Here is an 8,907-nt window from a genome sequence, read left to right on the forward strand (position 1 = left end):
TGTCTACACCCTCTTAGGTCTCATGGTCGGTAAGGACGGTGCCTCGGGTGACGCTTCCATGGGGTTTCAGCTGGCGTGCAGCAACTGATTGAATGAGCCTCACCGGGTGCGGGGCTTTCTCGAGGGCAGAACCTCGTTAAACACCTCCGGCTTTCCATCCACCGCATTTGCGCAGATCATCTATCCATTCCCAACAAGAACGGACGTGTCATGAACTTACCTCTTCAGGGCATCAAGGTGGTGGAGCTGGGCCAGCTTATTGCCGGACCTTTTGCGGCGAAGATCCTTGCCGAGTTCGGTGCCGAGGTCATCAAGGTCGAGCCGCCGCTGACCGGTGATCCTTTGCGCAAATGGCGTTTGCTGCACAACGGCACCTCCGTATGGTGGGCGGTGCAGTCGCGCAACAAGCAGTCGGTGACCCTCGACCTGCGTCAACCAAAGGCGCAGGAGATGGCCCGCCAGCTGATCCGTGATGCAGATGTGCTGGTGGAGAATTTCCGCCCCGGTACGCTTGAGGGTTGGGGGCTCAGTTGGGAAGAGATACATGCCCTCAATCCGAAACTGATCATGCTGCGCCTCTCCGGCTATGGGCAGACCGGCCCGTACCGTGACAGGCCGGGTTTTGGCGTAATAGGCGAGGCGATGGGCGGTTTGCGTCATTTGTCGGGCGAGCCAGGGCGTACGCCGGTGCGTGTCGGTGTGTCGATCGGCGATTCACTTGCAGCGTTGCACGGCGTGATCGGCATTCTGCTGGCGCTTCGTCACCGAGAACAGAATGGCGGTGATGGGCAGCAGATAGATGTCGCGTTGTACGAGTCAGTGTTCAACGTGATGGAAAGCCTGATTCCCGAGTATTCGGTATTCAATACTGTCCGTGAGCCAGCAGGCAGCAGCATGCCAGGCATTGCACCGACCAACGCCTACCGCTGCAATGATGGCAAGTACGCGCTGATCGCAGGTAATGGCGACAGTATCTACCGCCGGTTGATGGAAAAAATCGGTCGAATGGATCTGGCCAATGACCCCGAGCTTGAGCACAACGACGGGCGGGTCAGGCATGTGGCACGCATTGATGCTGCCATTTCGACCTGGACCGCCGAGCGCTCGATGGACGAAGTTCTTGCTGCACTCAACGAGGCGCGTATCCCGGCAGGCAAGATCTACGACGCTGCCGATATCGCCGGCGACCCGCATTATCAGGCGCGTGACATGTTGTTGCAGAGCGCGCTGGATGACGGCACGCCCGTTACCCTCCCGGGGATTGTGCCTAAACTTCAAGGCACGCCGGGCCAGGTAAGAACGCCCGCGCCGACCCTGGGTCAGCACACCGACGCCGTTCTCGAAGCACATGGTATAGACGCAGCCACTCGCGCCGAATGGCGTCGGCTTGGCATCATTTGATCCGAAATGCGGCCTTTGCCGTAAACAGAACTCTATTCCAAACGGAGCTGATCCCGTGATTGATCATCTGGACCATCTTGTATTGACCACTGCTGATGTTGACGCCTGCAAGGATTTTTACGTACGTGTCATGGGTATGGCCCCTGAGCGCTTTCGCCAGGGCCGACTGGCGTTTCGCTTCGGCAATCAGAAAATCAATGTCCATGAGCGTGGTAAAGAGTTCGAGCCCAAGGCCCATCTGCCTGTGCCAGGTGCGCTGGACTTGTGTTTCATTGCCAGCATCCCGCTGGCTCAAGTCATCGCACACCTGCAGGAGCAGGACTGGCCTATCGTTGAAGGTCCGGTGGAGCGTACCGGCGCCACCGGGCCGATTCGTTCTGTGTATGTGCGCGATCCTGATCTGAACCTGATCGAAATTTCCGAATTGGCCTGATTCAGGTCGGCGACGGACTGATCCCTTCCGTGATCGCGGCAGGTCTGGCCTGACCGGTTTTCGGCAGGGGCAAAGGCTCGGGTTGTTTCGGCTCGTCCTCGCCATTCAGCGCCCGGTGCATCTTTTCGCTGTCCAGTGCGCCGACCCATTTGGCGATGGCCATGGTGCCGACGCCGTTGCCGATGGTATTGGTGATCGCCCGCGCTTCGGACATGAAACGGTCCACGCCCAGTAACAGCACCATGCCCGCGACAGGGATGGTGCCAAGTGACGCGAGGGTCGCGGCGAGAATGATGAAGCCTGAACCCGTGACACCCGCCGACCCCTTGGAGGTGAACATCAGCACCACCAGTACGATCAACTGGTCGGCCAGGGTCAGTGGCGTATTGGTCGCCTGGGCGATGAAGATCGCGGCAATTGTATAGTAGATCGCCTGTCCGTCCGGGTTGAAGGTCAGGCCGGATGGAATGATCATTCCTGCAACCGGTTTTGACACGCCGGCTTTCTCCATTTTCGAGATCATCTGTGGCAGCACCGATTCAGATGAACTGGTGCCCAGCACCGTGAACAGTTCTTCCTTGATGAAACGCAGAAATTTCCAGAGGCTGAACCCGCTGTAGCGGCATATCGGCCCGAGTACGAAGATCACGAACACTGCGCAGGTCAGGTAGACGCAGGCCATCAGTTTGCCCAGAGAAAACAGCGAACCGAAACCATATTTACCTATGGTGAAGGCAATTGCGCCGAATGCGCCGAGCGGTGCCAGGCGCATGACCATGTTGACGATTCTGAACATGCCCTGCATCAGGCTGTCCAGCGCATCGACAAAAGGTTTGGCGCGCGGACCTACCTGAGCCAGAGCGATCCCGAGCAGGATCGAGAACAGTAGGATTTGCAGAATATTGCCCTTGGCGAATGCGTCGATGATGGTGTCGGGAATGATGCCCATCAAAAAGTCCATGAACGACGAATGCTTCGCCGCGCTGGTGTAGGTGCTCAGGCTGGAAGAGTCCAGCGTTGCCACATCAATGTTCATCCCGGCACCGGGTTTGAATACATCCACCACGACCAGACCAATGACCAGCGCCAGGGTCGACACCACTTCAAAATAGATCAGTGCCCAAAACCCGACGCGGCCCAGCTCCTTCATGTTTTCCATGCGCGCGATGCCGGACACCACTGTCAGGAAAATCACTGGTGCGAGTAGCATCTTGATCAGCTTGATGAATGCATCGCCGATGGGTTTGAGCGCTGCGCCGGTTTCCGGTGCCACAACGCCAACGATGGCGCCTAGAATGACCGCGAGTAAAACCTGTACGTACAGTTTGCCTAGAATGCTTTTCATGACCGGGTCCTGAGTTTTTATTGTTGTCAGGAAATGCCCGGAGACTCGGCAGGCCGGTCTCCGTGGCGTTGTACCGCGATACGACGATGATCTGGCGAACGCGCCTCAGCGGTTGATCAGTTGCAGTACCGCGTCGGTGACCTGCCTGGTGGTGGCCGTGCCGCCGAGGTCCGGGGTATGCAGACCGCTTTCGGTGACCGCCTCGATGGCCGACATCAGGGTCTTGGCCGCTGCCGATTCACCCAGATGCTCAAGCATCATCGCAGCGGTCCAGAGCGTTGCAATCGGGTTGGCGACGCCTTTGCCGGTGATATCGAAGGCCGAGCCGTGAATCGGTTCGAACATCGACGGGAAGTTGCGGCCTGGGTTGAGGTTCGCGGTAGGGGCGATGCCCAGGCTGCCGGACAGGGCGGCAGCCAGATCGGAAAGGATGTCGGCGTGCAGGTTGGTGGCAACGATGACATCCAGCGACGATGGCTTGAGCACCATGCGCGTGGTCACGGCATCCACCAGCTCCTTGTCGATCCTGACGTCCGGGAAGTCCTTGGCCGCTTCGTAGAAAATCTCGTCCCACAACACCATGCCATGGCGCTGCGCGTTGGACTTGGTGACCATGGTCAGGTGCTTGCGCGGGCGAGTGCGCGCCAGTTCGAAAGCGAAGCGATGAATGCGCTCTACACCGGCCCGTGTGAACACCGAAACCTCGGTTGCGACTTCCTCTGGCAAACCACGATGCACGCGCCCGCCATTGCCGGAGTACTCGCCCTCGGAGTTTTCGCGAACGACGACCCAGTCGATCTCGTGGCCGTTGTGCAGCGGGCTCTTTACGCCAGGCAGAACGCGCGCTGGACGTACGTTGGCGTATTGGTCAAAGCCCTGGCAGATCGGCAGGCGCAAACCCCACAGGGAAATATGGTCGGGTACATTCAAGGCACCCACTGCGCCGAAGAAAATCGCATCGAATGTCTTGAGTTCGGCCAGACCGCCTTCAGGAATGTAGTGGCCGTTCTTCAGGTAGTTATCCGAATTCCAGTCAAAGTGTTTGAAGGTCAGGTCGAAGCCGGATTTTTTCGACAGCGCCTGCAGGACTTCAACACCTGCGGCGATCACTTCCACGCCAATGCCGTCGCCGGGTACTGCTGCAATGTTGTAACTGCTCATGGTCCACTCCACTGTCCGGTGCTTTTTGTTGTGCCTGCGAACGCTCTGTTCGACAGGGTGTGGAAGGAGTATATGTAGTGAACCGGAACGTATGAGTTACTCGAAATCACTACATAATTAACTTTGAGTTACCAATGAATCAGACACAGGACCTGTCGTTTTTTCATCTGTTGGCTCAGCAGGGCAGTCTTGCCGCGACAGCCCGCGAACTGGGCGTGACGCCGCCTGCCATCAGCAAACGCTTGAGCCTTCTGGAAGCGCGGCTCGGCACACGCCTGGTGAATCGCACCACGCGGTCCATGAGTCTGACTGCCGAGGGCGAGTTGTATTTCAGCCATGCGGCGCGGATTCTGACCCAGATCGATGAAGTCGAGCAGTTGATCACCAGCAGTTCTGCCAGCCCCAAAGGGCTCATCAGGGTCAACGCTTCACTGGGTTTCGGTCGCCGCCATATAGGCCCGGCACTGGCGGCTTTTTTTGCCCGTTACCCCGAGGTTCAGATCCAGCTGGAAATCAGTGACCATCCACTGGATTTGGCCACCCATGGTTTTGATCTGGGCATTCGTTTCGGCAGCCTTCCGGACGCGGCCTTTCATGCGCGCAAGATCGCATCCAATCGGCGTCTGCTCTGCGCATCACCGCTGTATCTGGAAAAGCACGGTACGCCGACACGTCTGGCGGAACTGCAGCACCACAATTGTATTTTTCTGCGTCAGAACGAAACACCCTACAGGGTGTGGAGCTTCAGCAACGGGGGGCGTACGCAGAACGTCAAGGTACATGGCGCATTGGGCTGCAACGACGGTGAGGTCGCGCTGAACTGGGCGCTGGAAGGGTTCGGCATTTTGCTGCGCGCCGAATGGGACATTGCCCGGTACGTGCGCAGTGGCCGTCTGCGTCTGGTGCTTGAAGACCAGACACCCACTCGGGCGGACGTCTACGCGGTCTATCCGCAGCAGTTGCATTTGTCCGCCAGGGTGCGTTGTCTGATCGATTTTCTGGTGGAGCGTTTTGCCAGTCTGGATCAGGTTGTCCCGCTGCAAGACCCGCATTGAGCTCTGGACGTCAGCAGCCCTTCGAAGCAGCTCCGTCCTTTGGTACGAATGCAGCCTTGTCGCCTGGTTTGGTAATGACGTAAGCGCGTCGCCACGGCTGGTCGTCTATCAGTTTCCAGCGATGGCCAGGGCCGGTGGTGTCCTGTGCCAATAATATTTCCCCTGGGCGCAGTACGAAATTCTCTCCACCCGTGGTGGAAAATTCGAGCGTGCCTGAAAGGGTGATCACGTATTGCTCTTCCGGTGCGGCGTGCCAGTCATATTGCGAGTGCGCCGGGGTTTCCTTGAAGTGCAGGGCGTTGACATAGGTCATTGCCTTTTGATCAATCGAGCCTTCGATGACGTGTGACAGATTGTCGGGGCCTGTGCACAGCCTGTATGCCTTGATGCCCTCGGTTACAACAATAGGAATAGGTGGCTTCTTGGTCGCGTAGGCTGAGCTGACCGGTAACATGACTGCTGCGGTGATGGCTGCAAGGCCTGCCAACTGGCAAGCCGTCGAGCGCATCAGGCGAAAACGATTGTTCGATTGCATAAAACGTTCCTGAGCACGACAAACTGCATAAGCCCTGATCGCCAGTCGTGGTGATCGAAACAGGGGCTGGGCAGATTTGCCCACGCAGCGGATCGAACCACATCCGTTAACGGTTAAAAATTATCTTTAGTTTCATGTTGCCGGGTGCTGCGGCGTCTACCTGTTGTCATATTCATCTATGTCACCCGCCACCCTGAGTTTCCTTACGCTAATGACTCAATCAGTCAGGCTTTCAAGGAGCCTCGGATGCACCCCAGAAAAAGAATTGAAAAACGGTCCGTTGACCATCATCCCGGCATGCCAGCGTTTAGCGTGCCTTTCGATCATCCTGATGATGCGGCGCGCTATGCCCATGAGCGGATCGGCAATCGGCGTGACCGTGAATACGGCGGCTTTATTCTGGTTCGCAAGGATGGCAAGTACGTTGCGACCGAACCCATGAACGGCAGCCGGTTCAGCTTTGACCCCAACGAAGTCTTTCCGCGCAACGATGAGGAGGGGTATGTGCTCTACCCGCAAGGGTATGACGACTATGCGATTTACCATTCTCACCCGTCACTTCAGGCCGGGCTTGAAGAATGGCCGGAGCGTGAAAAGGTTACTTACCCGAACAGTTTTTCAGCGGGCGACATCTATGCAGCGATCGATGACCAGGAGGTTTGTCCGGCGACTTATCTTTCCGGACCTGACGGCTCCTTGATCAAATACACGCTGTCCCGTTCTGCCGCCGAAGACACGCTGTTCGCGCGCGTAGCCGGACCGCCAGGCATGCCGCACCTGAGTGAACTCAGTCAGATCCACAAGGCGCTGCAGAACCTCACCATGCTGCCCAGTGATGTGGTCCGGTTGCTGGCAGGTGCCGGGGATCTGGAAGTGATAGTGCCCAGTCGTCTGTGGGGACGGGTCGGGAAAGTGTCTACAGACTGGCGCCCTTATCCGGACGATGCCGCCACTCGCACGCCTCCTGTGACATCGCCTGCAAGCTGCGCCGTGCAATGGCCACCCAGGCCTCTGAGCCTCAGCGTGCCGTTTACCCGTGCTGATGAAGCTGCACGTTACGCGCACGGCCGGATCGGTACTCGCATTCATTCGCAGATCATCGGTTTCCTACTGTTCAACCCGGTAACGCGCGCTTACCTGATCGCCGAGCCGATCCTTGAAGATGGCGCTCCGGTCTACGCACCCTGTTCGGCGTTTCACCCCGATGCTTACTACCGGCCTGCATTACCTGATGGCTATCGTGTTGACGGCATGTATTTTTCATCTGCCAACCTCGTAGCTGAGGGCGGGCGTGAAGTAGTGAGTGATTTCTTTGACCCGGACGATCTGCATCGCATGTTCAGTTATCGTTACAAGCCTGCACAGCGACCCAAAGGCTCGCCAATTCGTTACGGCTTCGAGATGTCGGCAGTTTATTTCTCGGCAGCCGATGGTGCGCTGCTCGCGTACACACCCAGCCGGTCCGACGAGGAGCTTCGGCTTTTACGAAGCGTATCGCGCGTGTACTCGGGGGCTGAGTCCATCCAGGCGCAACTCGCCGCAGGTACGATCAATGTGCAGGACTTTGTTCGCGCAGTGGCACGAGCCGGGCACCTGCGCGTGCTGCAGACCAGTAAGCGCTGGCCTCATGCCGGGGTGGTCAGCCCCGTGTCATGAGCCCTTCGCTGCAAACCCGCGTGTTTCCCATGCGAATCACAAACTGAACTGCAACTGAACAATCCAGTGCCGCGCCGGGAAAACCTTTGGATACCTGAACTTATCGGCGTTTTCTCCCTCTCATGCCGGTAGCCATTGATCGCGGCGGCCTGATAAGCTCGCGGCTTTACTCGTTTGCCCTTTTGGCGCATGAACAAGGAATTAGCATGAAACAGCATCGGTTGGCAGCGGCGATTGCCCTGGTCGGTCTGGTACTCGCAGGTTGTGACAAGCAAGCCAGCACCGTAGAGCTGAAAACTCCGGCACAAAAAGCGTCTTATGGCATCGGTCTGAACATGGGCAAAAGCCTGGCTCAGGAAGGTATGGATGATCTGGATTCCAAGGCTGTGGCCTTGGGTATCGAAGACGCAGTCGGCAAGAAAGATCAGAAACTCAAAGACGAAGAGCTGGTTGAAGCCTTCTCGGCCCTGCAGAAGCGCTCCGAGGAGCGTCTGGCCAAGATGAGCGAAGAGGCTTCGGCCGCTGGCAAGAAATTCCTCGAAGAGAACGGCAAAAAGGATGGCGTGGTCACCACTGCTTCCGGCTTGCAGTATCAAATCATCAAGAAAGCGGATGGCGCTCAGCCTAAGCCTACCGATGTTGTGACTGTTCACTACGAAGGCAAACTGATTGACGGCAAGGTCTTCGACAGTTCCGTTGAACGCGGCAGCCCGATTGACCTGCCTGTAGGCGGCGTTATCCCGGGTTGGGTCGAAGGTCTGCAACTGATGCACGTAGGCGAGAAGATCAAACTCTTCATCCCTAGTGATCTGGCTTACGGCGCGCAGAGCCCGAGCCCGGCGATCCCGGCAAATTCGGTACTGGTCTTTGACCTTGAGTTGCTTGGCATCAAAGACCCGGCAGCTGCTCCGACAGCTGGTGCTGATGTTGACGAAGAAGAAGAGGCAGCTCCTGCCGCTTCGGCTCCGGCCAAGAAGTAACGCACTACCTGGCTACAGAAAACGCCCTGTCTCANNTTCTCGACAGGGCGTTTTTGTGTCCGGCTTATTTCCCGAACGCTTGGCCATTCGGGCAGTCCCACTATCATGGAAGCGCGCAGTAGCATTGTCCGACAGTCCGGCAAGGTAACGGCACTCGCTTGAGCGAGGGGGCGGTTTCACACCTTTGTAGCTTTTTTGTGAGTAAAAAACGCCCGATTTGACTGTGGTCCCCCGATAACGGGGAGTTCAGGCATGAAAAAAGCCACTGTTCACAAGGTTATCCACAATTATTGTGGATAACCTTGTGGTACCGGCCAGGCAGGTTTGAACCGCCCCGGGTT

The 8,907-nt window shown here is 57.4% G+C and carries 8 protein-coding genes; 5 read left to right on the plus strand and 3 right to left on the minus strand.

Translation table 11 applies throughout. The features are described from left to right. Positions 1-210: 210 nt before the first annotated feature. The gene (locus ALO64_RS15045) at positions 211-1,401 is read left to right on the plus strand and encodes a CaiB/BaiF CoA transferase family protein (RefSeq protein WP_044345292.1); all 1,191 of its coding nucleotides are present in this window, start codon (positions 211-213) and stop codon (positions 1,399-1,401) included. A gap of 55 nt (positions 1,402-1,456) precedes the next feature. Continuing rightward, positions 1,457-1,834 (plus strand): VOC family protein, encoded by a 378-nt coding sequence (locus ALO64_RS15050; RefSeq protein ID WP_002552629.1) that lies wholly within the window; start codon positions 1,457-1,459, stop codon positions 1,832-1,834. A gap of 1 nt (position 1,835) precedes the next feature. Here ALO64_RS15050 and ALO64_RS15055 read toward each other — a convergent pair whose 3' ends face one another. Next, entirely contained in the window at positions 1,836-3,179 is a 1,344-nt protein-coding gene (locus ALO64_RS15055) for a dicarboxylate/amino acid:cation symporter (protein WP_002552630.1), read from the minus strand. Positions 3,180-3,284: 105 nt separating this feature from the next. Further along, positions 3,285-4,340: a tartrate dehydrogenase gene (locus ALO64_RS15060; RefSeq protein WP_044345293.1), complete on the minus strand. Its 1,056-nt coding sequence runs from the start codon at positions 4,338-4,340 to the stop codon at positions 3,285-3,287. Positions 4,341-4,474: 134 nt separating this feature from the next. On the opposite strand from ALO64_RS15060, the gene ALO64_RS15065 reads away from it, so the two are divergent. Continuing rightward, the gene (locus ALO64_RS15065) at positions 4,475-5,395 is read left to right on the plus strand and encodes a LysR family transcriptional regulator (RefSeq protein ID WP_044345295.1); all 921 of its coding nucleotides are present in this window, start codon (positions 4,475-4,477) and stop codon (positions 5,393-5,395) included. Between the two features lie 10 nt (positions 5,396-5,405). On the opposite strand, the gene ALO64_RS15070 is transcribed toward ALO64_RS15065, so the two are convergent. Further along, positions 5,406-5,930 (minus strand): cupin domain-containing protein, encoded by a 525-nt coding sequence (locus ALO64_RS15070; protein WP_044345296.1) that lies wholly within the window; start codon positions 5,928-5,930, stop codon positions 5,406-5,408. A gap of 246 nt (positions 5,931-6,176) precedes the next feature. On the opposite strand from ALO64_RS15070, the gene ALO64_RS15075 reads away from it, so the two are divergent. Beyond that, positions 6,177-7,586 (plus strand): DUF4329 domain-containing protein, encoded by a 1,410-nt coding sequence (locus ALO64_RS15075; RefSeq protein ID WP_005782785.1) that lies wholly within the window; start codon positions 6,177-6,179, stop codon positions 7,584-7,586. 206 nt (positions 7,587-7,792) lie between these two features. Beyond that, positions 7,793-8,566 (plus strand): FKBP-type peptidyl-prolyl cis-trans isomerase, encoded by a 774-nt coding sequence (locus ALO64_RS15080; protein WP_044345297.1) that lies wholly within the window; start codon positions 7,793-7,795, stop codon positions 8,564-8,566. Positions 8,567-8,907 lie beyond the last annotated feature (341 nt).

The sequence above is a fragment of the Pseudomonas meliae genome (assembly GCF_001400515.1).
In the GTDB taxonomy this organism is placed as follows: Bacteria; Pseudomonadota; Gammaproteobacteria; order Pseudomonadales; family Pseudomonadaceae; genus Aquipseudomonas; species Aquipseudomonas amygdali.